This is a genomic window from Flavobacterium sp. AC267 (assembly GCF_979258715.1).
The window spans coordinates 1166004-1192857 of sequence record NZ_OZ409875.1; the positions used below are offsets into that span (position 1 = coordinate 1166004).

The window sequence follows — 26854 nt, forward strand, 5'->3', positions numbered from 1 at the left end:
GGAAGATCCAATAGAAATTTTGATTAAAACCAGTATTGGAAGAATAGAAAGTTTACTGCCCATTCGATACAGCAGAATGATGGAAAGTCCTTTTGCATTTTTTAGAGGAGCGTGACAATTATGGCGACAGATTTAAAATCAACATCCAATACAGGAATAAATTTACAGCTTTGCGGTGATTGCCATTTAATGAATTTTGGAGGTTTTGCAACACCAGAACGCAAACTGGTTTTTGATATAAATGATTTTGATGAAACCTTTCAAGGTCCGTGGGAATGGGATTTAAAACGTTTAGCAGACAAGTTTTGTCATTGCAGGAAAATGGAGAAAATTTTCTAATAAAAGCTGTAAAGAATTTGCTTGGCATGTTGCAGACAGTTACAAAAGACACATGCTGGAATACAGTAAATTATCGGCGGCGCAGATTTGGTACGCCGATATTGATCTGGCTGAACTTATTGAACTCGGACACGATAAAGAGCTAAAAGAGTTTCATCATAAACGAATTAAAAAAGCGACAGAATATACGGCGCACGAAAAAGAATTTGCAAAAATGACGTATCAAGACGGGGTTCGCGCCAAAATTAAAGATGAACCTCCATTAATCTATCATCCCACAGAAAGTGAAGAAAAAGAAATTTTAAAAGAAGCCGAGACCATTCATAAACGATATATGAAATCACTGTCTCACGATAAACAAATTTTGTTAAGCAGATATTCTTTGCACGACGTTGCTATAAAAGTGGTGGGTGTAGGAAGTGTGGGAACACTCTGCGGTATTAGTTTATTAATGTCGGCTACAGGAGAACCTATTTTTTTACAATTTAAAGAAGCTAGGCAAAGCGTATTAGAACAGCATGTAAAAACTCAAAGCAGATACAGTCATCAAGGCGAACGAATTGTGATGGGGCAAAAATTAATGCAGTCCGCTTCAGATATGTTTTTAGGATGGACAAATGATGACAAAGGCCGATTTTTTTACATCCGTCAGCTTCGAGATGCAAAAGTGAAACCCGTTCTGGAAATAATGAAAGAAACAAATATGGCAGATTATGCCAAAGCCTGCGGATGGGCACTTGCAAGAGCGCACGCACGTTCTGGAGATCCTTCGATATTGTCTGGATATATAGGAAACAGCGATGAATTTGCCCATGCTATTTCAAAGTTTTCGATGTTGTATGCAGATCAAAACGAATCTGATTATCATAAAATGATCAAAGCTGTCAAAGAAGGCAGATTACCGATAGTCGCAGAAGTATAATTTTTATTAATTAAATAATTATAAGTATGAATAAGAAGTTTTTGTTTTTAATGGGCTTTGTAATGATGACCAGTATAATTAAAGCTCAAACCCAGCGAATTGATTCTTCGGCTGTTTATATTTTAAATAGAACGACAGAATCATTACAATATATAAAATCATGTAGTTTCAAGGCAGTTTTAACCTACGACATTTTTAACGAAAGCCTCGGCTTAGTGAAACATGCTGTCCATGAAAAGGTCTCAATTAAATTTCCCGATAAAATGAAAATTACTTCTACAGGAGATAAAGGAAACCGAAGCTTATTGTACAATGGTAAAAACCTAACCTATTATTCTTTTGATAATAATACGTATGCCGTTACAACAGCACCAAAATCGGTTATTGAAACTATTGACGAAGCCAGTAAAAAATTTGGAATAGAGTTTCCAGCAGCAGATTTCTTTTATGAAACATTATTAGAAGATTTAAAATCAGAGCAGGGAACTTTACTGTTTCTAGGGAAAACAATTATCGACGATAAAGAATGTTTTCACATTGCAGGAAAAGACAAAAACAAAAGTTTTCAATTCTGGATTGCAAACGACGATAATTATCTCCCAATGAAAATGGTAATTGTTTACACCAATGATCAAGACAAACCGCAGTATGAAGCAGTTTATAAAGACTGGATCATCAATCCTGATTTTTCAGAATATATGTTTGAATTTTCGGCACCTCCAAAAGTAGCTAAAGTAAAATTACAGTCTAGAGAAGATAAAAAATAATCATTTATAAATTCTTTGTCATGAAATTAGAGATACTTAAAAATATAAAAACAGGAATTCTTGCAGTAGTATTTATACTGATGCTAATGCCAGAATCTGTTACCGCACAACGTTTTGGGCATTTTAGACCTCACGCTGTAATGCCTCGGCCTATGCCAATGCCTCATCCAGAACCAATGCCTCATCCAGCGCCAAGACCGATTCCTCCTGGACCTGGACCAAGGCCAATTCCGCCGGGACCAAGACCAATCCCTCCAGGACCGCGCCCAATACCGCCGCATCCATATCCGTATCCGAGACCATTGCCGCCACCGCCTCCGTTTCATCCTTATCCGGTGCCGTTTCCATACATCTATCATCCATTTGTACCTTATTACTGGGGGCCAACTTGGTATCCTGTAGGGTTCTTTTTAACCACATTAACAACTGCTTGCAATAGTTATTTCTGTAGAAAATAATAGCTACAATTATGATGACGGCGTGTATTATGTAAAAGACTCTAATGGTTACAAAGTAGTTCCTGCACCGTTGGGAGCAACCATTCCTGAATTACCTAAAGGGTATACGACTATTACAGTTTCTGGAGCAGAATACTATTATTACGGAGGAACTTATTACATAAAAGACACCTCAAAATATAAGGTCGTAACGCCGCCAGTTGGAGCAGTAGTTTCGCACTTACCAGAAGGTGCCGAAGAAAAAACCATCGACGGACAAAAATATATGATCTATAATAATGTCTATTATCAGCCAATTTCAAAAGATGGGCAGGACAGTTATGTAGTTGTACAAGGTAAATAATTTTGAAAATCTGCAGGGAAATTGAAGGGAAATTGAAGAAAAAAAATATAGTAAGATTTTATTTATTTTTTTAATATTAATTAAATAAAATGATTTATCTTTGAGAATGAGCTAAGTAATTGCTAAATAGTTACTTGTGCGATTTTAATAATTCTATATTCATTCTACGCCTTTCAATTCAAGATTTTTAAGATTTTAATACATTCGAGTTAAACTGATTTAATTAACAATTTAAATACTACAACATGAATATTAAAAGAACAAATCTTCGTATACTCCCAATATTATTTTTGGGATTAATTTACAGTTGCTCTCCAACTGTAAAAGTCACATCAGACTATGACCATTCTGCCAATTTCGGCGAATACAAAACTTTTGCGGTATACGATTTGAAAGCGCGACAGGGTCAGGTTAATCAGTTAAATGTCGATCGTGTGACAAAAGCCATTCGAAATGAAATGCTTGCCAAAGGATTTACAGAATCTGACAATCCAGATTTAAAAGTAAATGCCGTTTCCATTTTAAAAAATAAAACTTCTGTTAGTGCCAATACGGACTTCTATGGATATGGGGGAATGTATCGCCCTTACGGATATTGGGGCGGCGGTGCCATGATGGGTGGTGCCAATACTACATTTAATACTTATGATTATGTAGATGGCTCGCTGGTAATTGATATTGTATCGACCAAAACGCAAAAACTGCTTTGGCAGGGTATCGGAAATGCTGAAATTGACAGTAAACCAGATAATCCAGAGGAATTTATCAATGCTTCTATCAAAAAAATATTAGCTGGTTTTCCTCCGGGAGCAGAGCAAAAATAATCTAGAAATAGATCTAAAACAAAAGCAAATGTGCTTGGTCTAATCCGCCAATAAGCACATTTGTTTCCTAAAATGAAAGTCCCCTCTTTCGAAATTCTTTTTTAAGAAGTCCAACAAACAAATTTAAACTTAAAAAATGATCGATATTTTACTCTCGCTATTCTTTTTTATAGCCGTAATTGCAGGTCTTGCTACTTCGATTAGGGTTATTTTTTCCAGAAAAAATTATTCAAAAAGTTTCTTTTTGGGACTGTTTTTATTGAGTCTTGCTGTGGTGAGTATTTATAATTTTTATCTATCGGCAAACATATTCAAAGAGTTTCCAGAATTATTTACAATCACAAAATCGTTTATCTTTTTAGTAGCTCCATGTTCTTTTTTGTATGTCCGAAATATTTTATCTCAGGGTAAAAAAAATTAGAAAGTATGACTGGCTTCATTTTGCGCCTTTTGTTATTTATTTTACCCTCACACTTTTTGTATATATTGGAAGTTTTACAGACTTAAAAATTGTAGATTATATTGCTGTCAAAATCAAAAGTCCATTTTCTATTTTAACCTTGACGATTTGGCTTTCCTATGTCTTTTTTCAAACCATGTTGATTTTAAACTATGATCTGAAAAAATTTAAAGGAAACGAATTTCATCAAATTAAAGTTATCAATTGGATCAGGGTTTACAACCTTATGATTTTGTTTTTATTTTCTGCACTTTTTGTTCATCATTTTCTACAAGGAAAAATAGGTGTTGTAGATCTTTCCTGCTATTTCTTAATTTCTTCTGTTCTGTTTTTTACGGTTGGCTGGCTTTATTTCAAACCTCAGATTTTTCACGACGAAGAGGAAACTTTCGATTTTGTCAGTGACATTAGTATTGCAGTTAAATCTAAAGAAATTAAAACCTCTCTGCCAATCGCACACGAACTCACAATGGAGAAAAAAGAAGATTATCTCTTAAAACTGGATTACGTTTTAAATGCTAATAAACTCTTTTTAAAGAAAGATTTCGTTATCCGAGACCTATCTGAAGAAACAGGAATATCTGTTCATCATTTATCCAATTTAATCAATTCTGAATTTGGACTTCATTTTCAGGATTATGTCAATCTCAAAAGAATTGAATATTTCAAAGACAAAATAAACGATCCAGAGTGGAAAGATTTATCGCTCGAAGGAATGGCTTGGGGCTCTGGTTTTAAATCCAGAACAACCTGCTTTAGAGCATTTATAAAACATACCGGAAAATCGCCGTCAGAATATTTTAAAACCATTAGAATAAATCCTGATCGTGCAAGTGCGTACTACTTTAAATAAAAAATTATTTCTAAATCAGTTGTAAAGCTGTAGTAAAGTCTTGATTAATTTAAAACGTTTCAGCATGAAAACAAAAATTAATACTTCAAAATCAATTAAATCAATTAAATCAATTCTAGCAATAATGCTATTATTGGTTTCTTTTTATACCAATGCACAGTTAAAAGGCGGACATATTTTGGGCGCTATGGGACTTCAATCGGGAACTCAGGCTCCAGAAAATACTTTAAGTGTATATGTTCCAGGTTACATTTACACCGCATCTTCTCTGCGAAATAGTGATGGCGATAAAATGGGAAATCCAGATTTAACCATGTTTATAACCGGTGCCGGAGCTTCTTACATAAGCGATTTTAAAATTTTAGGCGCCAATTACGGTGCGGCGATTTTATTGGCGGGAGCATCCAATACTATTCAAGGGAGTTACGTCGATTCAAAGAGCGATTTTGCTTTTACAGATATGTATGTACAGCCCATTCAGTTAGGATGGCATAATAAAAGAGCCGATTTTGTATTCAGTTATCAAATGTATCTTCCAACAGGAAAATATGAATTTGGAGGCAGTGAAAATAGTGGTTTAGGGATGTTTATGAATGAGATTTCGGCAGGAACCACTTTGTTCTTTAATGACAAAAAAACATTTCATTTTTCTGCATTAGCGACTTATGAAATCAACGGAAAGAAAAAAGGTACTGATATAAAAACTGGTGATATTTTAAGTATTGAAGGCGGTTTAGGAAAGACTTTTTATTGTATGAATGCAGAAAAAACAGCGCCAAAAGGAATATTAAATGCAGGATTAATTTACTACCTGCAATACAAAGTCTCTGATGATAAAATTCCAGTTGGAACCCTGCTTCTGGAACCAGATAAAGATCACGTTGGCGGAATTGGCGCCGAGATTAATTACTTGCATATTGGCTGTATGACTTCGGCTGGTTTTAGATGGATTGGAGAAGTAAATGCCATAAACAGATTTCAAGGAAATACTTTCTTTATCACTCTGGCACATGTTTTCAGCTTCAAGAAAAAGGAATAGATGAGATCGAAGAATATAAGGTGATTTTTAAATGTAAAACGATTTAGATTCTTATATGAAAAACAAAAAAACAACACAAAAAATTATCTTGTTCTCGCTTTGGTTTCTCTTGTCGTTTAATGTTATAAATGCACAAAAACCGCATATAAGTGTTAAAGATTCTCTCGACGGCGCATTCGATTTAAGCGATTACATTATTTATGCACATGGCTTTATTGTTGTGCCAACCGTAATTACAGAACCCGCTCTGGGAGGAATTGGAGGTGCAATCGTGCCCGTTTTCCTAAAAAAGCACGCACCAGTTGTAGATGAAAACGGAAAAAAACGTTTTATAAATCCAGATATAACTGGAGGAATCGGAATGTATACCGGAAACAAAAGCTGGATGGTAGGCGCTTTTCGTTCGGGAACACTTATTAAACCCAAAATATTATATCGTGTCATGGCGGGTTACGGCGATATGAATTTATCGTTTTATGCCAACAATCGTCCAAATCTGGCGGATGAGGAATTCAAACTCAATTTTAAGTCTACTATTTTTTATACCCAATGGCTCAAACAATTTAACAATCCAAAATGGAGCGCGGGACCTCAATTTCTTTTTTTAAATTCTAAAATAAACCTGCCCGATGTAAATCTCCCATGCGCCGTTTGTTGAGCCAAAAGATATTAAAAGTACAGTGAGCCAGCTTGGAGGAGCATTACAATTTGACGGACGCGACAATATATTTACACCAGATAAAGGAATCAGGCTACAATCAGATTTCTTTTGGTCAGATAATATTTTGGGAAGTGATTATGATGCCTGGCGCGTCAATTTATCTGCAATAGGCTATTATCCCTTAACTAAAAAATTAATTGGCGGGCTGAGGATTGAAGGGGAACAGGCGTTTGGGAACCCGCCTTTTTATTTAAGACCGGGAATCAATTTAAGGGGAATTCCTGCGGCAAGATATCAGGGAAAAACAAGTATTGTAACCGAAGCCGAATTAAGATGGGATGTGTACAGAAGATGGAGTCTTATGGGATATGGCGGTCTTGCCAGCGCTTTTAACGATTGGGACAAAGCTTTTGCAAAACCTGTTGTCTACAGCTACGGAACGGGTTTTAGATATTTACTAGCTCGAAAATTCAAACTTAGAATGGGAGTCGATGTTGCCAGAGGCCCAGAAGATTGGGCTTATTATATTGTTTTTGGAAGTAATTGGCTGAGATAGTTTTTTTTTAAATTAAAAATTCTGAGTTGACGATCTCATTGTTTAAATTAAATAGTGGTAATTTTTCTTACATTTGCATCCTAAAATAAATAAGTAATGAATCTGGATCAATTGTTAGATCAAATAATAATAGAAAATAATATTTTAAATAATCATGATATTCTGTTTGAAAAAGTCAAAAGAGATTCAAATTGGGACACTTCAATAAAGGCAAGAAAAACAGTTAGTTATGGTACTCCTTATAATTATTCAGAAATGGAATATCAATTTTTACCACTTCCTGATTATATTGATGACGTTATATCTATCATAAAAAATGCGATCAAATTTGTGCCTAATAACTGCCTTATAAATTATTATACTGATGGAAAATCGAAAATGGGATTTCATTCTGATCAAACAGATATTTTGTTCGAAGACACTGGAATCGCAATTGTTTCATTAGGAAATAAACGAGTAATGAGATTTAAAAATAAACTAAACAAAGAAATCATTCATGATATCGAGTTACATCCTAATAGTTTATTTTATATGAGTAAAGAAGTGCAAGAATTTTGGTCGCATGCCATTTTACCAGATAAAGATAATGATAACTCGGAAAGAATAAGTTTGACATTTAGAAAGCTTACAGTTTAATTATATCAAAAGTTCCCGATAATTGCTATCGCGAACTTTTGATATAATTTGTGTTAATTAGTGAAATTCGTGGCGAAAAAAACTTTTATTTATTCCAATACGGTTTAACAATCTTATTTTCTTTGTGACTCAATAACAATAATATTATCGTTCCTATAAGACAAATTACGCTTGCCTGAATGCTCCCTTCGGGACCAAATTCACCTCCGGTAATTAATTCTGAACCTTGTATTTTGGCGGTTAATAAACTAGGTGTTTTTTCATTTCCAGAAGTAATTGCTCCAAAAATACCCGATTGTGTAAAATTCCAAGCAAAATGCACAGCTATTGGAAACCATAAATTACGGCTGTAAATAAAAAGCGACACCCAATAAAAATCCTGCCAGCGTAATACATAAAGTGGAAAGAAAACTACTGTGAGGATTCACAAGATGCAAAGCTCCGAATATAACTCCAGAAATTAGCAGTGAAATATAACTTCCCAGTTTTTCTTCGATAATTCTAAATACAATACCGCGAACTAATATTTCTTCAATAATGGCAACAGTAAACATAATTGCCAGCGGAATCAAGATAAACGAAATTGGATTTACAGACACAACACTATAACTTCCGTTGAGGTAAATTACTAAAATGGTAAGTGATTGAAGAAGAAAACCAAACAAAATACCAGCACTAAGATTTTTTAAAATCCCTTTTGAAGCAAATTCTGTCACTGATCTTTTATCGTAATTTTTGAAGAAAAGAATATAACTCAAAACAGTTGCAGTCGAAACAAAAAGTCCTTTTAAAAGATTTCTGTAATCTTTTTCCAGCGAAGTCAATGCCAGTAATTTTGCGGCAATTTGCTGTCCGATAATTACAACTGCCATAAAAGTAAGTAAGGCAAGAATAATTTTGGTTATAGGAGAATTAAAAGTTTTTTGTTTTAAAGTAAGCGTTTCCATTGGTTTGATTTATATGATTTGATGAAGCAAAAGTAATTGGCATCAAAATCAAAAAATAGAATGAAATTTGCCTTCTTTATAATTTTTGAAATTGTTTGGGTAAAAATCCAGTCTGGTTTTTAAAAGTTCGGATAAAGTGGCTTTGGTCGGCAAAACCGCATTGGAAACTAATTTCGGTCAAATTACTTTCTTGAGATTGTATCAGCGAAAGCGAACGGTTAATTTTAATTCTCCGCATGTATTCGCCCAAAGTACAGCCAAAATATTTCGGAAAATGCTTGGAGATGGTAATCGGATTTAAATTTAAAACCTGCGCCAAATCCTGTAAATTCGGGTTTTCGTTCCAGCAGTCATTTAATAATTCATTTAGACTTTTTACCCAAAACGGACTCTTTTCGTATCGTTCCAAATAATTATTCGTTGCTCGCCAGTTTGCGAGAATAGCATTTTTATAGTATCGTTAGAAAAAGTATCAGCTGTCTGCGTTTCTTTAAAAATTTTCAAGATCAAAAATTTGGTAAATGTGCTGTTCTGAATCGATTTTTCGATTATTGCTTCATTAATTTGAAGTTCTTTTAAAAGTCCTTCTTCAATTTCGATATTAATATTTCGGGATGGAAAAAGCGTATCTTGGTTCAAATGCAATTCGTCGCTGTGATAAAATAACAAAGAACCAGAGCCGACCGTTTCCGTAGAATTCTTGCGTTTTTCGGTTGTGCCTCCTTTTAGAAAAAGTGTAATATGTGCATTATTATGCGAATGCCAGCCCTCATAAACCTTATTTTGATACTCGGTTTCTACAACTGCAATTCCTTGATCGGTATTGAAAATGTTTTTGGTCTTGCCCAGATATTTTTCTTTTTCCAGTTCGTACATTTCGAGTTTGGTTTTCGCAATTTTCCGAAACCAAATTACTACTTATTTTATTAGAACTGTATTTTGATTCTAAACCGATTGTTAGTTTTGCATAATTTGTAATCTTATACACCTTAATTAAAAGATTGTGAAAAAATTAACCGCACAATAGCAACAAATTACAAAAAATTTAATTGTTTTGTAACAAATTAGAAACACTAGAGACTAATTTTGTTAAACCTTAAACATCAATTATGAATACATTTTCATTCAAATCAGTGTTTGCAGGCATCAGTATTCTTGGCTGGAACAGCAGGCTGTTTTGCGCAAGACGTTTTAGTAAATTCACTTAAACTAAACGCGAGCGACAAAAGTAAAGAGAACTTCAAATTTACAGAAGTAATTAACTTAGGAACAACATCGGTAAAAACTCAAGGTTCATCTGGAACTTGCTGGAGTTACTCAACAAATTCATTCTTAGAGTCAGAAATGATTCGTTTAGGAAAACAGCCGGTTGAGTTATCTCAAATTTATTCTGCAAGAAATGTATATGTTGAGAAAGGTATTAACTACGTTCGTATGCACGGAGCAATTACACTTGGAGATGGTGGAGCTTTGCACGATGTAATTAATATGTACAAAAAATACGGAACTGTACCTAGAGAAGTTTACACAGGACTAAACTACGGAACAGATAAAAATAAATTTGGCGAAATGGTAGCTCTTATTGAAGGAGTTTTGACAGCAGTTGTTAAAAATCCAAACGGAGAATTAACACCAAACTGGCAGAAAGCTTACGCGGCAGTTATTGATTCTTATTTAGGAAAAGCACCAGAAAACTTTACTTACAAAGGAAAAAACTATACACCGCAATCTTTCGCTAAAGAAGTAGTAGGAATTAATCCAGATGAGTATGTAGAATTATCATCTTTTACAAATACGCCATACTACCAAAAAACGACAATGATGGTGCCAGACAACTGGTCATTGGATCAAGTTTACAACGTAAAAGTAAACGACATGACAGATGTTATCGACAATGCTTTGAAAAAAGGTTATACTGTAGCTTGGGCAACAGATGTTAGCGAGAAAAGTTTCAGCTGGAAAAAATGGTGTAGCTTACGTTCCAAGCAAAAAATTCGACGATATGACTGCAGAAGAAAAAGCAGACATGTTTAACGGACCAAAAGCAGAACCAGAAATTACTCCAGAAATGCGTCAAGTCGCGTTTGATAACTATGCTACAACAGACGACCACGGAATGCACATTATTGGTTTAGCAAAAGACCAAACTGGAAAAGAATATTATATCGTAAAAAATTCTTGGGGAGAAACAAACGACTACAAAGGTTTCTTGTTTGTAACTAAGAACTTCGTAAAATATAAAACTACAGCATTACTAGTAAACAAGGGAGGAATTCCAACTGAGATTGCTAAGAAATTAGGGGTTTAATTACTCTAAGTTTTTAAATAAAATAGAAAGCGCCGTGATCTTTGGGATTACGGCGCTTTTTTTTTATAAAAAACAATTCATTCCGTAGGAATGTCTGCTTGGTAGAAGTAAAAGTAAATTAGGGTTATACGTTCCGTAGGAACGTTTGATTAATTGGCAGATGTTTTATTTCGCTAAAAACAGATGTCCTTACGGGACACTAACACTAATTATACTGCTTTTGTTTTACCGATGAGATATTCCTACGGAATATTAATAGACATTGTTCTTGGTAAATATTATTCAAAAAAGAAGTAAAACTGTCAAGAGAAAAAAGCTTTGAGAAAGTTGATTTGCCTGATCAATTAAAACTAGTAAAAAGCTCGTAAAAACTCTTGAACCATTTTCGGACAAAGAAATTGAGGAAGCTTTTTCCGTAATCAGGAACGCTTAAGATAAAAGGGGTAATTAAACGTTTTTTCCAGTTGTTTGCAGAGATTTTAAACCGTAACCGTCTGAATGGTATATATTTAATAAAATTTTAAGATAAACCAGTAATTTTATTGAATTATTATGAAAAACGGCAAAGCGCTTTTATGTGCATTTTTAATATTATGTTCTTTCGGTTGTTTTGCGCGCGCATGGCAAGTCTTTCTGCTTCGACATCTGGAACTACCGTGCTTTTGACAGACAAACTTTCTTCTGACAACGATTATGTGATAAAATCATATTATGTAGAAGAAAGAATCAATAAACTTTTTGGAGGCAGAATTACCACTTATGAGGTTACAAAATTAGATATGGTTTACACGAACGATTTGGGACCAAATAATACCAGGACTATAATTCCGAGATATGTAAAGCGAAAACAAAAAGTAAAAGTAAGTTTAACACAGCCAGAGCTTTCTATGGAAAATATAACAGCTTCTTCTGAACCAGTTATTGTTGAAGAACCAGATCCTGCGGAGCCTGTAAAATATGTCAAAGTAGATATAGCAGGAACTTATGAGAAAGTGCTTGAAAAAGGCTATAAATCACCAGAAATGCTTCAGAAAGTGGCAGACCGTCTTTACTTCGACGGAAACCTTAATACTGCTCGCAGGTTATTACGAGAAATTGTTTGATTTGGTGAAAGACCCAGATGTTATTTATTACTTCAGATACGCGCAGTCTTTAAAAGCAATCAATCAAATAGAAAAAGCCGACATTTTAATGAAAAGATTTAAAAGTGAGACTTTGGTTGCGAAATAGATTAAAAATTTTCTTTAAATTACACTTGGAATTAAAATATTTAAATAATTTGGTATATGTGTTATGTGTAAAACCTTTCCTGACTCAATTGACAAAATATGAGATGGTTTTTCTGAATATCTAGAGGTGTCATATAAATCGACGTAATCAAAATAGTTAAAAAAAGAATTTAAATTATTATATCCATCAAAATAACGTTTTTGTATTTCACTATCTGGAACAAAATGTCCTCCATTTTCTACGCGAATAGCAACTCTTTTTTTAGCTTCTTCAACTGAATCAAGGCATAAGAAAATCAAATGTAAATCATATCCATTTTTTTTAAATAATTCTGGCCAATGAAGAGGAGTGGAGTTGAAATTAGTTTCGTAACAAAAACTGCGCTTGTTGTCAATTGCTTTTTTAATCTGATTTTCCAGTTCATTAAAAGCCATTGAGTGAGCCATTCTGTCTCTTATATCTGAATCTATTAAAGAATTGTAAAATCTTAAAAATTCAATATCATAATCAAAAGGAATAAAGCTTTCAGGAGATAGGAGTTTGGAAAAGGTTGACTTTCCAGATCCATTACATCCTGCGATAACAACTAAAAGAGGTTTAGGCATTCTTAAACTGTGGGGCTATCGGCGGTTTTTTTTGATCTTTTCCTAAAGAAACATTTTTTTCATACACAGCTATTTGTTTTTTAACAACAGGCATAGCTTTTTCCATTTGCTTTAAAGCAAACTGAATTCTTTCGGCAGTGTTTGAAATGTCTATCATAATGAAGCAAATTTACAAAAAATATAAACTCAAAATATAAACCAGTATTAAAACAAAATAAATACCACTCGAATTTGTATTTTCTCAGAAGTTTATTGATTATTTCTAGATCTTGTTTGTCAGCAAAGATTGGTGATTTAGATTTTGGAGTTTTTTGTGTGATTTCTCCCTTCGGTCGAAATGACAAGATTGGAGGCTTTTGCGGTTAAATAATATTGGAATTTGGAATTTTTTAAACTTTGAAATTTTTCCAAAAAAAAAAGACGATCAATTTGATCGTCTTTTTTTTAAGCTCCCCCTCTTGGGCTCGAACCAACCCCGAAAGCTTTCGGGGCTCTGATTAACATTCGACTTTGTATTTTATCAGAAGTTTATCGATTATTTCCGGATACTTAATTAAATTTTCAATATATGTTTTGCTCTTCATGTTTTTAATATGTTTCTCTATTGAAAGCGCCTGAGTTTTATTATCACATTTAAAGCTAAGGAACAAAGTCCAGTCCTTTGCATTTGCTGTAAATTTGTTTGAAGGCGAATTCTTGTGGAATTCTAACCTTACGTCAAAATCATTCGTATAGCCAATATAATAACGATTAAGTTTTTTGGAATGCAGAATATAAACAATATTATTCATGGTATTGAGACAAAAAAAATACCACTTACATCTGTAAGTGGTATTTATTAAGCTCCCCCTCTTGGGCTCGAACCAAGGACCCTCTGATTAACAGTCAGATGCTCTAACCAACTGAGCTAAGGAGGAATCACCTTAAAGGTAAATATGTTTGCTAAAAAAAGTTGCTCCCCCTCTTGGGCTCGAACCAAGGACCCTCTGATTAACAGTCAGATGCTCTAACCAACTGAGCTAAGGAGGAAGTTGTTGCTCTTTTTAGCGAGTGCAAATATAAAACTATTTTTAGTTTCTCAAAAACATTTTCACTCTTTTTATTAAATATTTTTACTTGCCTACAATTGCTTTGTAAATGTCGTTTCCGTTAGCAAATAGTAATAGTGAAATAAGTAAAACAAAACCAACCATTTGCGCATTCTCTAGGAATTTATCGCTTGGTTTTTTGCCACTAATCATTTCATATAATAAAAACATAACATGGCCACCATCAAGTGCCGGAATTGGCAATAAATTCATAACTCCAAGCATAATTGACAATAAAGCCGTGATTGACCAGAATACTTCCCAACTCCAAGAAGTAGGAAAAATATTAAAAATGGTAGCAAAACCACCAACTTGTTTGTAAGCTTTGGTTTCTGGATTAAAAATCATTTTCAATTGTTTTCCATAACCTACTAATTGATCTTTACCTTTTTCAAGACCAACCGGAATCGATTCGAAGAAACCGTATTCTTTAGTACTGATTTTATAGTAACCTAATTTCTCTAGAGATTTCAAGTCTAAACCACCAGCAACAACTCCTAAAGTTCCTGTTGAAGAAACTTTCAAAGTAATAGATGTTTCTTTTAAATCGCGTAAAACAACAGCAGGAATCTGTTTTCCTTTGTTTGCTTCTAAAATTGTTTTTGCTTCATCAAAATATTTAATTTTTTGTCCGTTAAGAGAAAGAATCAAATCTTTTGGTTTTAGATTTTGGTTTGGAGATTCTTCAGCCACTTTTGCAATCGCAAATGGTCTGCGAATACCAATAAGAAGTCCTTTTTCTGTTTTAGAAAGCTGGTCAACAAAATCAGTAGGCATTGTAATAGTCTGCTGTTTTCCGTTTCTTTCGATCAAAACTTGTTTTGCCATGATGACATTCATATTCATGTCGCTGTCGTAATTCTCTACAGTTTTTCCATCAATAGAAATAATTTTATCACCAGTTTTAAACCCAGCTTTAAGCATCGCGGCATTTTCAATTGCTATACCATCTTTCAAGTCAGAGTTAGCGATATATGTATCTCCGTAGGCAAAAGCCATTCCGATATAAATAATAAAAGCCAGAATAAAATTTACAGTAACACCGCCAAGCATAATAATTAAACAGCTGCCAAGCTGGTTTAGTACGAAATTCCCAAGGCTGTGGAGGCAGAGCCATTTGGTCTTTGTCCATGCTCTCGTCGATCATTCCAGAAATTTTTACATAACCTCCAAGCGGCAACCACCCGATACCATATTCTGTTTCTCCGATTTTCTTTTTGAAAAGTGAATATTTAACATCAAAAAATAAGTAAAACTTTTCGACTCTTGTTTTAAACAATTTTGCAGGGATAAAATGCCCTAATTCATGAAGAATAATAAGTAAAGATAAACTCAATAGAAATTGAGAGAGTTTGATAACTATATCCATTTTATGTTTTTAATTCGTATTTAACGCACAAAAGTAGCGTTTTCTTATTTAATTTAAGACCGCAAGATAATGTTTAAGGTTTTAAATGTTTGTTAATAATCACGCTTACTTTTAATAAATTAAATATTGTTCACTTATTAGTAACATTTTTGATTGTAATGTTACAAATGTAGAGCTGGCATTACTGTAACATAAGCTTATTTCTATTTCATTTTAAATAAGCAGATATTATAATAAATACTAAATTGCGAAAAAAAATATTGAGAACAATCTTACGTTATTTGTTTTTAGTCCGTTTTAGAAAATTAGTTTCTAAAGATGACAATCTGGCAATATTTCTTATTGTACTTCTGTATTTTGGCGCGCATTTTTGATTTATAAAAATTTTGAAACTTTTAGAAATTACGTTCCTTTTCTTTTTCTAGAGGTAGTAGTTTATCATTTACAAAGATCCGATCTGGAACTTCTAAAAATGAAAAGAAATTACAAGGCAATAATACTTGCAGAATATCTTATTTATTCGTTTCCATTTTATGTAGTGCTTTTACTAAAGAAAGAATTTCTTTTTTATTACCTGCGTAATTTTGTTTAAAGTACTATTAATAAACTTGCCTAGATTGAATCTAAAAATTATTAAATATCCTTTTGATACATTTAATATCCACTGGCATATCGCTTTTAGAAAATACAAGCTTATTTATATGCTTGCCGTTATTGATTACCGTTATTGTTATGGCGGTAAATAGTAAAAATGAAAACCTTTTGTATGCGGTATTTTTAGGTTTGTCTTTTATAGCGTGCATTCCGTCTTTTGAAAGAGAAACAATAGAAGAAATGAAACAAAATCCTTTTGATGCCGAAAAATATTTGTTGTTTCAGTTCAAAAATTCAATTTTAAATATGGCTTATTTGGTATTTCCAGTAGCAATAACATTGTGCTTCTTGTTGCAATGGGAAAAAATGATATTCTTGATATTTATATTTATTGTTCCCCTTTTTAATATTCTGCTAAAGTATATTTATTTCAATAACAGTTTTTTACAGCAGATTTTCTTTACCATTTTTGTAGCGACAAGTATTTTTTTATTTGTAATTCCATTCGCAGTGACGCCTTTTATGTATAAAAAAGCCATTAAAACCTTAAACGATTTAAAAACATGTTGAAAATTGTAATTGATCAGAAAAAGTACAAAGACAAATCGATATTAGAAAACATCAACATTTCTATTGATCAAGCTGGAATTTATGGTATTATTGGTAAAAATGGTCAAGGTAAAACAACTCTTTTTAAATGCATTTTGAGTTTAGAGAAGTTTGAGGGAAACTGTTCTATTAATGAAGAAAAAGTTGTATTGCAAAATGCTGGCTGGGTTCCCACAGATCCGCTAATTTATGATGAGCTTACGGCTTTCGAATTTTATGATTTTTATGCTCATTTAGTAGATGTTACGCAAAAAAGTACAAATCGATTGTTTGATGTTCCGAATAATCAATTAATACGAGAGTTTTCTACGGGGATGAAAAAGAAGACCTATCTCAATGCCGTTTTTCAAAAAGAATTTCCAATCTATATTTTAGACGAACCTTTTAACGGACTTGATTTAGAATCCAATTATGTATTGATGAATTATATTCGGGAGATTTCAAAAACTAGTATTATTTTTATTTCCTCGCATATTTTAGAAATTCTATATAGAGACTGTGCTAAAATTTTTCTGCTTAAAAATAAAAGTATTAGTGCGTTTGAAAAAAGTCAGTATTCAGAAATTGAGAAAGAATTATTTTCAAATAAATAATTACCAGACAGCATTTACTTTAAATGTTTGTTAATTAATAAACATTTCAATTTCTCGTTTTAGCAAGATGCCGTAACTTTACTTTTTAAACGGTTGTCATTTTCAATTGACAGCACAAACCATTAAAAGTTACATTATGGCTTCACAATTATTTTCTCCATTTACTATAAAAAATATCACTCTAAAAAATAGAATTGTCATTTCTCCAATGTGCCAGTATTCTGCTGTTGACGGTTTTGCAAACGATTGGCATCTCGTTCATTTAGGAAGCCGAGCAAGCGGAGGCGCGGGGCTGATTATTCAGGAAGCAACTGCTGTTTCTCCAGAAGCCAGAATTTCTCCTTCAGATCTTGGGATTTGGAAAGATGAACATATCGAAAAGCTAAAACAAATCAATAAATTTATTGTTTCTCAAAATTCGATTCCTGGCATTCAATTGGCGCATGCGGGCCGAAAAGCAAGTGTTTCGGCTCCCTGGCTCGGAAATAAAAAGTTAGATTTCGCTCAAGGCGGATGGCAGACAGTTTCTGCAAGTGCGATTCCGTATCACGATGACGAACCATTTCTTCCAGAAGCATTGGATAAAAACGGAATCCAAAAAGTGATTTCTGATTTTAAAGCGACAACAAAAAGAGTGGTTGAAGCAGGATATCAGGTTTTAGAAATTCACGGAGCACACGGATATTTGTCGCATCAGTTTTTATCTCCATTAACAAATGTGAGAACAGATGAATACGGAGGAAGTTTTGAAAACCGAATTCGTTTTACACTTGAAATTGTAGAAGCAGTTCAAACCGAGTGGCCGTCAGATCTGCCGTTATTCGTTAGAATCTCAGCAACTGACTGGGCAGAAAACGGATGGAATCCAGAAGAATCTGTAGAGCTTTCGAAAATCCTAAAAGAAAAAGGAGTAGATTTAATAGATGTCTCTTCAGGCGGATTGGTTTCACATCAAAAAATTACACTTGGTCCAGGATATCAAGTTCCTTTTGCAGAAAAAGTAAAAAAAGAAGCCAATATTGCAACCGGCGCTGTAGGTTTAATTACAGAAGCTAAACAAGCTGAAGAAATTTTAAGTAAAGGTCAAGCCGATTTAATTTTATTCGCCAGAGAATCATTAAGAAAGCCGAACTTACCTTTGGATTTCGCTAAAGAATTAGACAGCGATATTCAATGGCCAAAACAATACGAAAGAGCTAAGATTTAAAAATTTATAGCCACAGATTGCAAAGATTAAAAATGATTTTCTATTGCTAGCTAATTGCACAAATTTTCACAAATCCCTGCGTTTAAAAACTTAAACAAATTAGTGGAAATTAGTGCAATTCGTGGCAAACAAAAAAATCCTTTCTAATCCTTTTAATCTGTGGAAAAAAAAACAGAGCACATGCAAAAAATAAAAACAGCACTATTATCATACGGAATGTCGGGAAAAGTTTTTCACGCTCCGTTTTTAGATATTCACCAAGGATTTGAATTATTGGGTTCTTGGGAAAGAAGCAAAAAATTAATTCAGGAAGATTATCCATACGTTAAAAGTTATGCGTCTATAGACGAATTATTAAGCGATGATGTTGATCTCGTAATTGTAAACACACCAGTTGGAACACATTACGAATATGCTAAAAAAGTACTTTTGGCAGGTAAACATGCTGTTGTCGAAAAAGCTTTTACTACAACAGTTGCCGAAGCAAAAGAATTGGCGAGCAATCGCAAAAGAAAAAGGATTAAAATTAGCCGTTTTTCAAAATAGAAGATGGGACAGCGATTTTAAAACCATTAAGAAAGTTATTGACGATGGCGTTTTGGGCGATTTGATTGAAGCAGAATTTCATTTTGACCGATATAATCCGTTGTTGAGTCCAAAAGCACATAAAGAAACGGCAAATGACGGCGCGGGAGTTCTAAAAGATTTAGGACCGCATTTAATAGATCAGGCAGTAAGTTTGTTTGGTTGTCCAAAATCTGTATTTGGCGATATTCGAGTAACCAGAGAAAATTCTGTTGTAGACGACTGGATCGATTTGACCTTGTTTTATTCTAATTTCAGAGTAAGATTAAAAGCAGGTTTTTTTGTGCGAGAAGCCAATCCAGCGTATACGATTCACGGAAAAAAAGGCTCTTTTTTAAAACCGCGAGGCGATGTTCAGGAAGACGATTTGAAAATTGGTAAAAAGCCAAATCTGGAAACTTGGGGAACTGAAGATGAAAACCTGCAGGGAATCTTACATACCGAAATTGATGGTAAAATAGTAAGAGAAAAAATCCCGACACTTCAAGGTAATTATTTCAGTTTTTTTGATGGCGTTTACGATTCGATTGCCAACAATCAAAAAGAACCAGTTACAGCAGATGATGGTGTAAAAGTAATGCAGGTTATAGAAGTCGCAATTGCAAGTAATGCACAGCAAAAGGTGATAAGTATAGGATAAGATATTTGGTAAGAATGTTTCGTTGGCAGATAATAATTTCCAGACACATTTACCTTCTGTAGGAACATAAAATAATAAAACATCGATAATTTTCTACCGATGAAAAATATTAATACTGAACAAGAAACAAAAAAAAGGCTGGCTCAAAAAGTAGACTGCACCCAAAAGTTTAGAGGCGACCTTTTCTTTTCAATTTAAAATTAGAGCTCCAGAGGAGTGAAATATTTATAGCCAATAAAATTATCAGACGTAAAAAAGCTCTAGAAGAGCGATATGTTTTTTGTATTTCGTAGCATTTATATTTCGCCTCGGTGAGGTTTTTTTTTTATATCCGAAGATGGAATAGTCTATAACATTTTGTCCCTATGGAATTCATTTATATAAAAAATAGGAATTATATTTTTACTAAAGCTGAAAAGTTGTAATTTTAATAAGAAGATTTCAACTGAAAACTGTCGAATTTATAAACAATAACGTTGTAAATTGTGTGTAACACTAGGTTATATGCACATTAACACACGTTTTTAGTATTTTTGAAAGATCTCATTCATTAAAAATTAAATATGCTGATAAATTTTAATCCATTAGCTCTTTTTCAGACCAAAGGTAAAATCAAGAAAGTATTTAGAGAAGCAAAAGCGTCTTATTTAAATCGAATTCGTTTTGCCGTTGGAATGTTTTATTTCGGAATGGGTTTAAGTTTTGCCACATGGGCGAGCAGGATTCCAGATATTAAAACTGCTTTGCATTTAACCGAAGGCGATTTGGGTTCTATACTTTTTGCGCTTCCAGTTGGGCAGTTAATTATTATGCCCTTTTCGGGGAAAATGGTAACCAAATTCGGGAGTCATCGTATTCTAATTTTCTCTTTAATAATGTACGTTTTCTGCTTAGTTAATTTAGGCTTAGCAACAACAGCATTACAATTATCCCTCGGTTTATTTTTGTTTGGATTATTTGGAAATCTAGCCAATATTGCAGTAAATACACAAGGCGTTTACACGGAAGTTTTGTTCAAAAAAACAATCATGTCTGCATTTCACGGAATGTGGAGTTTTGCCGGATTTACAGGAGCATTAGTTGGTTTAGGAATGCTTGCCTTAAAATTAAATCCGTTGCATCATTTTTTAATTGTGGGCGGAATCGTTTTGCTTATGGTCGCTTTTAATTTTAAATTTTTGGTCAGAGCCAAAGAAAAAGTTAAAGCAAAACCAGAAGGTAAAAAAATGTTTGTAAAACCAGATACAGCTTTACTTTGGCTGGGTGTAATCGGATTTTGCAGTATGGCCAGCGAAGGAGTTATGTTCGATTGGAGCGGTGTATATTTTAAAGATATTGTAAAAGCGCCTGGAGCATTGGTGGTTTTAGGCTACACTTCGTTTATGATTATGATGGCCGGCGGACGATTTCTTGGCGATGGATTAATCAATAAATTTGGTCGCGAGCGTGTTATGCAAATTAGCGGAGTAATGATCTCGGCGGGACTTTTCACAGCAGTTTTTCTTCCTTATATAATTCCGTGCACCATTGCTTTTATGTTCGTTGGTTTAGGCGTTGCCACTATCGTTCCAACCGTTTATAGTATTGCAGGGAAAAATCCAACTGTACCAGCGGGAGAAGCCTTAACGATTGTTTCGAGTGTGAGTTTCTTAGGTTTCTTAATGGGGCCTCCGGTAATTGGACACATTGCACAGAGTTTTGGACTTCAATTTTCTTTTGCCTTCATCGGAATTTTTGGTGTTTTAATTGCCTTCATGGTTTCTAAAATTAGAACAACAGTTTAATTCAACTGAATTTTAGAAATAATTACTTTTCGTCTGCTTTTCATTAAATCAAAATAAATTTGAGAGAATTTACTTATATTTAAATATTTTGTCTATTTTTGAATTTAAAGACTAACCGCTTAAAATTTAATTGTCTTTTTCCAAAAACCAATTTTATCTTTTGAATAAAGGATTGATTTCCGAAATAATTTAAAAAGTAAATTGGATTTGAATGGTAAAGAAGTACTTAACGTTTTTTATTTTAATGTCTTTTGGTTTTGCGTTTCCACAGCGGCAAGAAATAACGGTTTCAGGAATTGTTATTGATGCTCGAACGCAAAATCCGTTGGAAAATGTTGTTGTGACCATACAGAATACAGCTGTAATGCGACTCACATCAAAAGCAGGGAAATTTGAACTTCATATATTTCCGCAAAAAGAGCAGTTACTTTTACTGAGAAGCCAAGGCTACAAAGATTACCTTTTAAAGGTCAAATCTTCTCTAAAAAGAAAATATTAATCTAGGAATACTCCAACTAGAAGATACTTATTCAGATGAAGTTCCTGCGGCATTAATCACATTATCAGATAATGATTTTTCAGATGATAATAGTTCATCTGAAATGACTTCTGGTCTTTTGCAATCTTCTAGAGATGCTTTTATGCAGGCGTACGCATTTAATTGGGGTCAGGCCCGATTTAGGATTCGCGGTTTAGACAGTGAAAACGGAACGATGATGCTTAACGGAATGACCATGAACAAAATCTACGACGGAAGACCGCAGTGGAACAATTGGGGTGGATTAAATAATGTACTTCGTAATCAGGAATTTTCAGTTGGAACGGTCGCTTCAAATTATACTTTTGGAGGCGTTTTAGGAACACAGCAGATTTTTACACGAGCTTCTTTATACAGAAAAGGAACTTCACTTACATTTTCAGGAAGTAATACAACCTATACCTGGCGTGGAATCGGGACTTATGCATCTGGAATGAATGCTTCTGGCTGGGCTTATGTGGTTTCAGCAGGAAAAAGATGGGCAGATCAAGGTTATTTTGAAGGAACAAATTTTAACGCAGATTCTTTTTTTATTAGTGTTGAAAAGAAATTAAACAATAAAAATTCGCTCAATTTTACCGGATTTTACACGCCAAATTCTCGTGGTAAAAACTCTCCAAATACAAATGAAGTAACAAGTTTAATGGGCGAAAAATACAATTCGTACTGGGGATTTCAGAATGGAAAAAAGCGAAATGCAAGAATAAAAAATGTAGAAGAGCCTTTATTGATGTTGAATCATTATTTTAAAATTGATGATAAAACAAACCTGAATTCCAGCGTAATGTATCAATTTGGAAAAGTGGGTAACAGTACGATCGATTATCAAAATGCAGACAGCCCAGATCCTGTTTATTACAAAAAAATGCCAAGTTATTTTAGTTCACTGTTTGCGAAAGATCATGGTGAATTTTCAGGTGAATTTACTCCAGATTATGAAAATGCAGAAAACAGCAGGATAAATCTACTGGAGAATCCGCAATTAGATTGGAACGCGATGTATATGGCCAATCAAAAAATAAGTCAAAATGGATATGAACCAGCGCAAAGCCATTATGTAGTATATGAAGACAGAACAGATGACAAAACTTTTGCTGTAAATTCAAATTTAAATAAACAGATTACTGCGAACATTTTTTTTGACGGAGGAGTGACATATCGGAATTTGAAATCACATAATTTTCAATATTTGCTAGATCTTTTAGGAGGGAAATATTTCGAAGATATTGATCCGTTTTACAAAGGAAATCTCGCGCAGTCTGACTTGCGAGCATCCGAATCGACAAGTAAAAGAAGGAGATATTTATGGTTATAATTATAATTTTCTAGCCAATACAATTGATGCTTTTACGCAGTTTAGATTCTCTTATAGTAAAACCGAATTTTATTTGGCACAATCGTACTCAATGTCCAATTATCAACGCGAAGGATTGTATCAAAACGGAATTTACGCCATGACTTCTTTAGGAAAAAGTGAGAAAGTAAGTTTTGAAAATTTCGGTTTCAAAGGCGGATTTACCTATAAAATATCGGGTAAACAATCGTTGTTTTTTAATGGTGCCCATTTAACAAGAGCGCCCTCGCTACGAAACACATTTTCGAATTCACGCTTAAATAATACTGTAGTAAATGGAATTGAAAGTGAAAACATAAGCAGTGCCGAAGGCGACTATGTTTACCGTTCGCCTAAACTAAAACTGCGATTAACAGCCTATTATACTTTAATTAAAAACAGTTCTAAAACGTCTTTTTTTTATGCCGAAGGAATTTTTGATAATGGCGCTGGTTATGATGCGACAGACGCTTTTGTGAGTCAGACTTTAACGCAGTTAGACAAGAAAAATACAGGAGCAGAATTAAGTTTTGAATATCAAATTTCTCAAACACTAAAAGCCACTTTCTCTGCTCGCTTACGGCAATTACACCTACAACAGCAATCCAAATGTATTAATTACAAATGATGCAAACGCGACAAAAGATGGTGCTCAGACTACATTTGATTTTGGTTCGGCTTATCTTAAAAATTATAAACAAGCTGGAATGCCTCAAAATGCTTTTTCATTAGGATTAGAATACAGAGATCCGAAATTTTGGTGGATTGGCGCCAATATCAATTATTTGACTGATAATTATATTGATGTTTCGCCAATTTCAAGAACATCACAATTCTACATCAATCCTGCAAATGGATTTCCTTTTCCTGAAGCAACATCTGAAAGAGGAAATGAATTATTGAAACAAGAAAAATTTGATCCTGTCGCCTTATTGAATATTAGCGGCGGAAAATCTTGGCGTATTAAAAAGAAATATGTCGGACTTTTTGCCAGCGTAAATAATGCCTTGGGGCTTGTGTATAAAACAGGCGGTTTTGAACAAGCTCGAAATGCCAATTTTAGAGCTTTAAATCAAGATGTTTCCAGCGGAACACCATCATTTGGACCAAAATATTATTACGGTTACGGAAGAACTTATTTTTTAAACCTCACAATTGGTTTGTAAATCAAAATTTATTTGTCATGAAAAACATTTTTTTAAATTCAATTTTTGGAATTTCACTATTATGTGTAAGCAGTTGCAGTACGGAAGCTGAAACTCCAAAATTAGAATGTACCCAGCCAGATTTTACTGTAAATAAAACGGTCGAAAAAGTATATGAATTATCTGGAAATGTCGCCAAACAATATCTTTATGATGACATTATAGAAGCATATGTGGTTTCAAGTGATGAAGGCGGTAACTTTTTTAAAACGATTTCTTTACAGACCAAAGCTTCAGAAAAGATTCCTGCAATAGGTTTTAGTGTGCCAATCGACGCTTCAAATACTTACATCGATTACCGAGTAGGAAACAAAGTGTATGTAAAACTTAAAAATCAATTTACAGATTTGTATTATGGCGGTTTACGAATAGGAAGTCTGTACGTTAGTAACGCAGGCGATCCAACAATTGGGAGGATTTCTCAAAATGAATATAAAAATGTATTAAATGCATCGTGCACTATTATTGATGAAAATCAATTGGTGCAGTCACTTTCAGTAGAAGAAGCACTTGCTGAAAGTAAGTTAAATACACTCATCGAACTTCGTGACGTTGAATTTACAGAAGCCGCTCTTGGAAGACATTATTTTGAAGAATCAAATAATGTGGGAGGGTCAACCAATTGGAATCTGCGTGATAAAACAGGCAATCAAATTATTTTTAGAACGAGCAGTTATGCAAAATTTGCAGATCATTTTTTACCAGAAGGAAGTGGAACGGTTCGAGGAATCTTAACCAAATTTGGTACAGATTATCAATTGATGGTTCGATCTGAAAGTGATATTGTCATGAATGGAAAAAGAAATGTTCCGTTTTTTGCGGAAGATTTTCAAACGGTTAAAAATAACGTCAATTTTGCCTTGCCGGGCTGGAGCAATATTGTTGAAAAAGCGACCAAATTATGGAAAAGTATGGTGTATGCTGGAAATGGCTATGCAGAATTTAATACAACAAGTACAACGGCGACAGAAAACATTGCATGGCTGGTTTCTCCTAAAATAAATTTAACGGGTTATAAAAATGCTGTACTTTCTTTTAGAAGTGCGCGAGATGATTTAAAAATGGATTCGCCATTAAATACTTTGGAAGTATATGTTTCAACTAATTTTGACGGTTCTAGTATTACTAAAGCAAAATGGACAAAATTGGAAGCTAAAGTTCCTTCGCTTTCAACACCTTCACGAGAGTTTGTAAGTTCTGGAGGAATCGATCTTTCGGCGTATTCTGGAAATATTCATATTGCATTTAAGTACATAGGATCAGGAAAAGATAAAACTTTAAACGGTGCTTTTATGGTCGATGATATTAAGATATTTGGAGAAAAGTAAGACGAAATTTTTAAAACCGAAATTAAAGTGTTGGTTTTTAAGACTTTGTTTAAAAGTTTGTAGTTTTTGTATTTCAAATTCTTAAAGTTTAATTGAATTTTGTATTTTGGTCATCCCAAATCAATACAAATACCTCATGAAAACCTACTTTATTGCCATCTTAATGATGGTTTTTCCATGTTTAATGCATAGTCAGGATGCTCTTGTAAAGTTAAAGCAAATTAATATTGTAAAGACAAATTACCAAAACTCTAAAGACGGTGAAATTGTCAATAAAACATTCGTTTTTAAAGATGGTAAAATCCAGAGTATAACAACTTCAGATGTTGTACAGCATTTTTTCTATAATAAAAATGCACTGCTGGATATGACAGTAAAAGACAAAGTAGGAAGCGACTGGAAAGAAGTGGTAAACTACTCTTATGATGCTGATAACAACATTACCAAATTTGTAAAAAAATATCAGGAAGGACCAAATTATATAACCAAAGTGGTTTCTTTTGTCTATGAAGGAGCAAGGGTAAAAGTAACAACAAAAAAGAGCACGAATCATCAAAATTTAGTAGATGATATAGAGTATCTTGTTGAAAACGGAATCATTGTAAGACGTACTTCTCGTGATAGAAATAAACAGATTATTGGAAAACTTGAATATGTTTATGTAAACGATAATGTTTCTAAACATAGGGGATTGGTTGGAGATAAAATCTCTAAAACTTATACTTACGATGATAAAAAATCGGTTGATCAATTGATTGTTCAAAGTCTTTTTGGAGACAATTATAAAGTAATTGTACCGATGATTTCTTATCATGAAGACGAATTTCCTTTTGAATCTATTTCATACAATAATGAAATGAATTTCAGTCCTTCCTCTACTGCTTTAGTGGCGGTAAGCAGAAAATACAAATACAACAAATTAAACTTCCCGATTTCGTGTTCTCAAATTGAAGAAAATGGAATTGTAAAAACAGAAAAAACGTTTATTTACGAATAAACATTTCAGATTTATAAACTATTTAAAAATGGAATT

Annotated in this window: 28 protein-coding genes, 2 tRNA genes and 4 pseudogenes; 24 read left to right on the forward strand and 10 right to left on the reverse strand. The window is 33.6% G+C overall.

Annotation, left to right across the window (positions count from 1 at the left end):
• Positions 1-79: 79 nt before the first annotated feature.
• The 11 genes and pseudogenes from ACZZ95_RS06135 to ACZZ95_RS06185 all read left to right on the forward strand — a co-directional run bounded on the left by ACZZ95_RS06135 (position 80) and on the right by ACZZ95_RS06185 (position 7858).
• A pseudogene (locus ACZZ95_RS06135) lies at positions 80-339 on the forward strand (DUF2252 family protein).
• Positions 311-1261 carry a DUF2252 domain-containing protein gene (locus ACZZ95_RS06140; protein WP_463471630.1) on the forward strand — a complete coding sequence of 317 codons (951 nt, stop codon included), beginning with the start codon at positions 311-313 and terminating at the stop codon, positions 1259-1261. Before ACZZ95_RS06135 ends, ACZZ95_RS06140 begins: the two are co-directional and overlap by 29 nt.
• 26 nt (positions 1262-1287) lie before the next feature.
• Entirely contained in the window at positions 1288-2028 is a 741-nt protein-coding gene (locus ACZZ95_RS06145; protein WP_463468396.1) for a DUF2092 domain-containing protein, read from the forward strand.
• A 20-nt stretch (positions 2029-2048) separates the two neighbouring features.
• Entirely contained in the window at positions 2049-2486 is a 438-nt protein-coding gene (locus ACZZ95_RS06150; RefSeq protein ID WP_463468397.1) for a DUF6515 family protein, read from the forward strand.
• Positions 2487-2508: 22 nt separating this feature from the next.
• Complete coding sequence (locus tag ACZZ95_RS06155) at positions 2509-2829, forward strand: DUF6515 family protein (RefSeq protein WP_463468398.1); 321 nt, start codon at positions 2509-2511, stop codon at positions 2827-2829.
• 245 nt (positions 2830-3074) lie between these two features.
• Positions 3075-3653, forward strand: a complete 579-nt coding sequence (locus ACZZ95_RS06160; protein ID WP_463468399.1) for a DUF4136 domain-containing protein — start codon at positions 3075-3077, stop codon at positions 3651-3653.
• 383 nt (positions 3654-4036) lie between these two features.
• Positions 4037-4966 (forward strand): helix-turn-helix domain-containing protein, encoded by a 930-nt coding sequence (locus ACZZ95_RS06165; RefSeq protein WP_463468400.1) that lies wholly within the window; start codon positions 4037-4039, stop codon positions 4964-4966.
• Between the two features lie 64 nt (positions 4967-5030).
• A complete protein-coding gene (locus ACZZ95_RS06170; protein WP_463468401.1) occupies positions 5031-6005 on the forward strand; it encodes a SphA family protein in 975 nt (324 codons plus the stop codon).
• Positions 6006-6060: 55 nt separating this feature from the next.
• Positions 6061-6663 carry a hypothetical protein gene (locus ACZZ95_RS06175; RefSeq protein WP_463468402.1) on the forward strand — a complete coding sequence of 201 codons (603 nt, stop codon included), beginning with the start codon at positions 6061-6063 and terminating at the stop codon, positions 6661-6663.
• A 22-nt stretch (positions 6664-6685) separates the two neighbouring features.
• A complete protein-coding gene (locus tag ACZZ95_RS06180) occupies positions 6686-7222 on the forward strand; it encodes a BamA/TamA family outer membrane protein (protein ID WP_463468403.1) in 537 nt (178 codons plus the stop codon).
• Between the two features lie 96 nt (positions 7223-7318).
• Complete coding sequence (locus ACZZ95_RS06185; protein WP_463468404.1) at positions 7319-7858, forward strand: alpha-ketoglutarate-dependent dioxygenase AlkB; 540 nt, start codon at positions 7319-7321, stop codon at positions 7856-7858.
• A gap of 85 nt (positions 7859-7943) precedes the next feature.
• Here ACZZ95_RS06185 and ACZZ95_RS06190 read toward each other — a convergent pair whose 3' ends face one another.
• From ACZZ95_RS06190 to ACZZ95_RS06205, 4 genes are all read right to left on the reverse strand, one after another.
• The gene (locus tag ACZZ95_RS06190) at positions 7944-8225 is read right to left on the reverse strand and encodes a hypothetical protein (RefSeq protein WP_463468405.1); all 282 of its coding nucleotides are present in this window, start codon (positions 8223-8225) and stop codon (positions 7944-7946) included.
• Complete coding sequence (locus tag ACZZ95_RS06195) at positions 8200-8805, reverse strand: lysostaphin resistance A-like protein (RefSeq protein WP_463468406.1); 606 nt, start codon at positions 8803-8805, stop codon at positions 8200-8202. The genes ACZZ95_RS06190 and ACZZ95_RS06195 overlap by 26 nt, the downstream gene beginning before the upstream one ends.
• A 76-nt stretch (positions 8806-8881) precedes the next feature.
• Complete coding sequence (locus ACZZ95_RS06200; protein WP_463468407.1) at positions 8882-9214, reverse strand: helix-turn-helix transcriptional regulator; 333 nt, start codon at positions 9212-9214, stop codon at positions 8882-8884.
• Positions 9181-9681: a hypothetical protein gene (locus ACZZ95_RS06205; protein ID WP_463468408.1), complete on the reverse strand. Its 501-nt coding sequence runs from the start codon at positions 9679-9681 to the stop codon at positions 9181-9183. The genes ACZZ95_RS06200 and ACZZ95_RS06205 overlap by 34 nt, the downstream gene beginning before the upstream one ends.
• 233 nt (positions 9682-9914) lie before the next feature.
• Between ACZZ95_RS06205 and ACZZ95_RS06210 the strand changes: the two are divergent.
• Together ACZZ95_RS06210 and ACZZ95_RS06215 are read left to right on the forward strand one after the other, a co-directional pair.
• Positions 9915-11113 (forward strand): annotated as a pseudogene (locus ACZZ95_RS06210) (C1 family peptidase).
• 620 nt (positions 11114-11733) lie between these two features.
• Entirely contained in the window at positions 11734-12216 is a 483-nt protein-coding gene (locus ACZZ95_RS06215) for a hypothetical protein (protein WP_463468409.1), read from the forward strand.
• 141 nt (positions 12217-12357) lie between these two features.
• On the opposite strand, the gene ACZZ95_RS06220 is transcribed toward ACZZ95_RS06215, so the two are convergent.
• From ACZZ95_RS06220 to rseP, 6 genes and pseudogenes are all read right to left on the reverse strand, one after another.
• Entirely contained in the window at positions 12358-12948 is a 591-nt protein-coding gene (locus ACZZ95_RS06220) for a zeta toxin family protein (RefSeq protein WP_463468410.1), read from the reverse strand.
• A complete protein-coding gene (locus tag ACZZ95_RS06225) occupies positions 12941-13105 on the reverse strand; it encodes a hypothetical protein (RefSeq protein WP_172426694.1) in 165 nt (54 codons plus the stop codon). The genes ACZZ95_RS06220 and ACZZ95_RS06225 overlap by 8 nt, the downstream gene beginning before the upstream one ends.
• Positions 13106-13445: 340 nt before the next feature.
• Entirely contained in the window at positions 13446-13739 is a 294-nt protein-coding gene (locus ACZZ95_RS06230; RefSeq protein WP_463468411.1) for a GIY-YIG nuclease family protein, read from the reverse strand.
• A 52-nt stretch (positions 13740-13791) separates the two neighbouring features.
• A tRNA-Asn gene (locus tag ACZZ95_RS06235) sits at positions 13792-13865 on the reverse strand.
• Between the two features lie 38 nt (positions 13866-13903).
• Positions 13904-13977, reverse strand: a tRNA-Asn gene (locus ACZZ95_RS06240).
• An 83-nt stretch (positions 13978-14060) separates the two neighbouring features.
• A pseudogene (gene rseP / locus ACZZ95_RS06245) lies at positions 14061-15405 on the reverse strand (RIP metalloprotease RseP).
• A gap of 705 nt (positions 15406-16110) precedes the next feature.
• Here rseP and ACZZ95_RS06250 point away from each other — a divergent pair.
• The 11 genes and pseudogenes from ACZZ95_RS06250 (at position 16111) to ACZZ95_RS06300 (ending at position 26818) form a co-directional block, all read left to right on the forward strand.
• Complete coding sequence (locus tag ACZZ95_RS06250; RefSeq protein ID WP_463468412.1) at positions 16111-16569, forward strand: hypothetical protein; 459 nt, start codon at positions 16111-16113, stop codon at positions 16567-16569.
• A complete protein-coding gene (locus ACZZ95_RS06255) occupies positions 16563-17201 on the forward strand; it encodes an ATP-binding cassette domain-containing protein (protein WP_463468413.1) in 639 nt (212 codons plus the stop codon). The genes ACZZ95_RS06250 and ACZZ95_RS06255 overlap by 7 nt, the downstream gene beginning before the upstream one ends.
• A gap of 136 nt (positions 17202-17337) precedes the next feature.
• Positions 17338-18408 (forward strand): NADH:flavin oxidoreductase/NADH oxidase, encoded by a 1071-nt coding sequence (locus tag ACZZ95_RS06260; RefSeq protein ID WP_463468414.1) that lies wholly within the window; start codon positions 17338-17340, stop codon positions 18406-18408.
• A 180-nt stretch (positions 18409-18588) separates the two neighbouring features.
• Positions 18589-19633 (forward strand): annotated as a pseudogene (locus ACZZ95_RS06265) (Gfo/Idh/MocA family oxidoreductase).
• 563 nt (positions 19634-20196) lie between these two features.
• Complete coding sequence (locus ACZZ95_RS06270) at positions 20197-21417, forward strand: MFS transporter (RefSeq protein WP_463468415.1); 1221 nt, start codon at positions 20197-20199, stop codon at positions 21415-21417.
• A gap of 211 nt (positions 21418-21628) precedes the next feature.
• Positions 21629-21916: a carboxypeptidase-like regulatory domain-containing protein gene (locus ACZZ95_RS06275; RefSeq protein ID WP_463468416.1), complete on the forward strand. Its 288-nt coding sequence runs from the start codon at positions 21629-21631 to the stop codon at positions 21914-21916.
• A gap of 103 nt (positions 21917-22019) precedes the next feature.
• On the forward strand, positions 22020-23270 hold the full coding sequence (locus ACZZ95_RS06280; protein ID WP_463468417.1) for a hypothetical protein: 1251 nt from the start codon (positions 22020-22022) through the stop codon (positions 23268-23270).
• Between the two features lie 73 nt (positions 23271-23343).
• Complete coding sequence (locus tag ACZZ95_RS06285) at positions 23344-23916, forward strand: TonB-dependent receptor domain-containing protein (protein ID WP_463468418.1); 573 nt, start codon at positions 23344-23346, stop codon at positions 23914-23916.
• Between the two features lie 79 nt (positions 23917-23995).
• On the forward strand, positions 23996-24454 hold the full coding sequence (locus ACZZ95_RS06290; RefSeq protein ID WP_463468419.1) for a hypothetical protein: 459 nt from the start codon (positions 23996-23998) through the stop codon (positions 24452-24454).
• Between the two features lie 17 nt (positions 24455-24471).
• The gene (locus tag ACZZ95_RS06295; RefSeq protein ID WP_463468420.1) at positions 24472-25821 is read left to right on the forward strand and encodes a DUF5689 domain-containing protein; all 1350 of its coding nucleotides are present in this window, start codon (positions 24472-24474) and stop codon (positions 25819-25821) included.
• Between the two features lie 136 nt (positions 25822-25957).
• On the forward strand, positions 25958-26818 hold the full coding sequence (locus ACZZ95_RS06300; RefSeq protein WP_463468421.1) for a hypothetical protein: 861 nt from the start codon (positions 25958-25960) through the stop codon (positions 26816-26818).
• Positions 26819-26854: the final 36 nt, after the last annotated feature.

Excerpts from the sequence above, each read along its gene's own strand:
- ACZZ95_RS06165 (WP_463468400.1), top strand. The coding sequence starts at position 4,037 with ATGTCCGAAATATTTTATCTCAGGGTAAAAAAAATTAGAAAGTATGAC.
- ACZZ95_RS06215 (WP_463468409.1), top strand. The coding sequence starts at position 11,734 with ATGGCAAGTCTTTCTGCTTCGACATCTGGAACTACCGTGCTTTTGACA.
- ACZZ95_RS06175 (WP_463468402.1), top strand. The coding sequence starts at position 6,061 with ATGAAAAACAAAAAAACAACACAAAAAATTATCTTGTTCTCGCTTTGG.
- ACZZ95_RS06300 (WP_463468421.1), top strand. The coding sequence starts at position 25,958 with ATGAAAACCTACTTTATTGCCATCTTAATGATGGTTTTTCCATGTTTA.
- ACZZ95_RS06205 (WP_463468408.1), bottom strand. The coding sequence starts at position 9,681 with ATGTACGAACTGGAAAAAGAAAAATATCTGGGCAAGACCAAAAACATT.
- ACZZ95_RS06270 (WP_463468415.1), top strand. The coding sequence starts at position 20,197 with ATGCTGATAAATTTTAATCCATTAGCTCTTTTTCAGACCAAAGGTAAA.
- ACZZ95_RS06275 (WP_463468416.1), top strand. The coding sequence starts at position 21,629 with ATGGTAAAGAAGTACTTAACGTTTTTTATTTTAATGTCTTTTGGTTTT.
- ACZZ95_RS06280 (WP_463468417.1), top strand. The coding sequence starts at position 22,020 with ATGACTTCTGGTCTTTTGCAATCTTCTAGAGATGCTTTTATGCAGGCG.
- ACZZ95_RS06160 (WP_463468399.1), top strand. The coding sequence starts at position 3,075 with ATGAATATTAAAAGAACAAATCTTCGTATACTCCCAATATTATTTTTG.
- ACZZ95_RS06145 (WP_463468396.1), top strand. The coding sequence starts at position 1,288 with ATGAATAAGAAGTTTTTGTTTTTAATGGGCTTTGTAATGATGACCAGT.
- ACZZ95_RS06185 (WP_463468404.1), top strand. The coding sequence starts at position 7,319 with ATGAATCTGGATCAATTGTTAGATCAAATAATAATAGAAAATAATATT.
- ACZZ95_RS06195 (WP_463468406.1), bottom strand. The coding sequence starts at position 8,805 with ATGGAAACGCTTACTTTAAAACAAAAAACTTTTAATTCTCCTATAACC.
- ACZZ95_RS06220 (WP_463468410.1), bottom strand. The coding sequence starts at position 12,948 with ATGCCTAAACCTCTTTTAGTTGTTATCGCAGGATGTAATGGATCTGGA.
- ACZZ95_RS06150 (WP_463468397.1), top strand. The coding sequence starts at position 2,049 with ATGAAATTAGAGATACTTAAAAATATAAAAACAGGAATTCTTGCAGTA.
- ACZZ95_RS06170 (WP_463468401.1), top strand. The coding sequence starts at position 5,031 with ATGAAAACAAAAATTAATACTTCAAAATCAATTAAATCAATTAAATCA.
- ACZZ95_RS06260 (WP_463468414.1), top strand. The coding sequence starts at position 17,338 with ATGGCTTCACAATTATTTTCTCCATTTACTATAAAAAATATCACTCTA.
- ACZZ95_RS06295 (WP_463468420.1), top strand. The coding sequence starts at position 24,472 with ATGAAAAACATTTTTTTAAATTCAATTTTTGGAATTTCACTATTATGT.
- ACZZ95_RS06290 (WP_463468419.1), top strand. The coding sequence starts at position 23,996 with ATGCCTCAAAATGCTTTTTCATTAGGATTAGAATACAGAGATCCGAAA.
- ACZZ95_RS06255 (WP_463468413.1), top strand. The coding sequence starts at position 16,563 with ATGTTGAAAATTGTAATTGATCAGAAAAAGTACAAAGACAAATCGATA.
- ACZZ95_RS06225 (WP_172426694.1), bottom strand. The coding sequence starts at position 13,105 with ATGATAGACATTTCAAACACTGCCGAAAGAATTCAGTTTGCTTTAAAG.
- ACZZ95_RS06230 (WP_463468411.1), bottom strand. The coding sequence starts at position 13,739 with ATGAATAATATTGTTTATATTCTGCATTCCAAAAAACTTAATCGTTAT.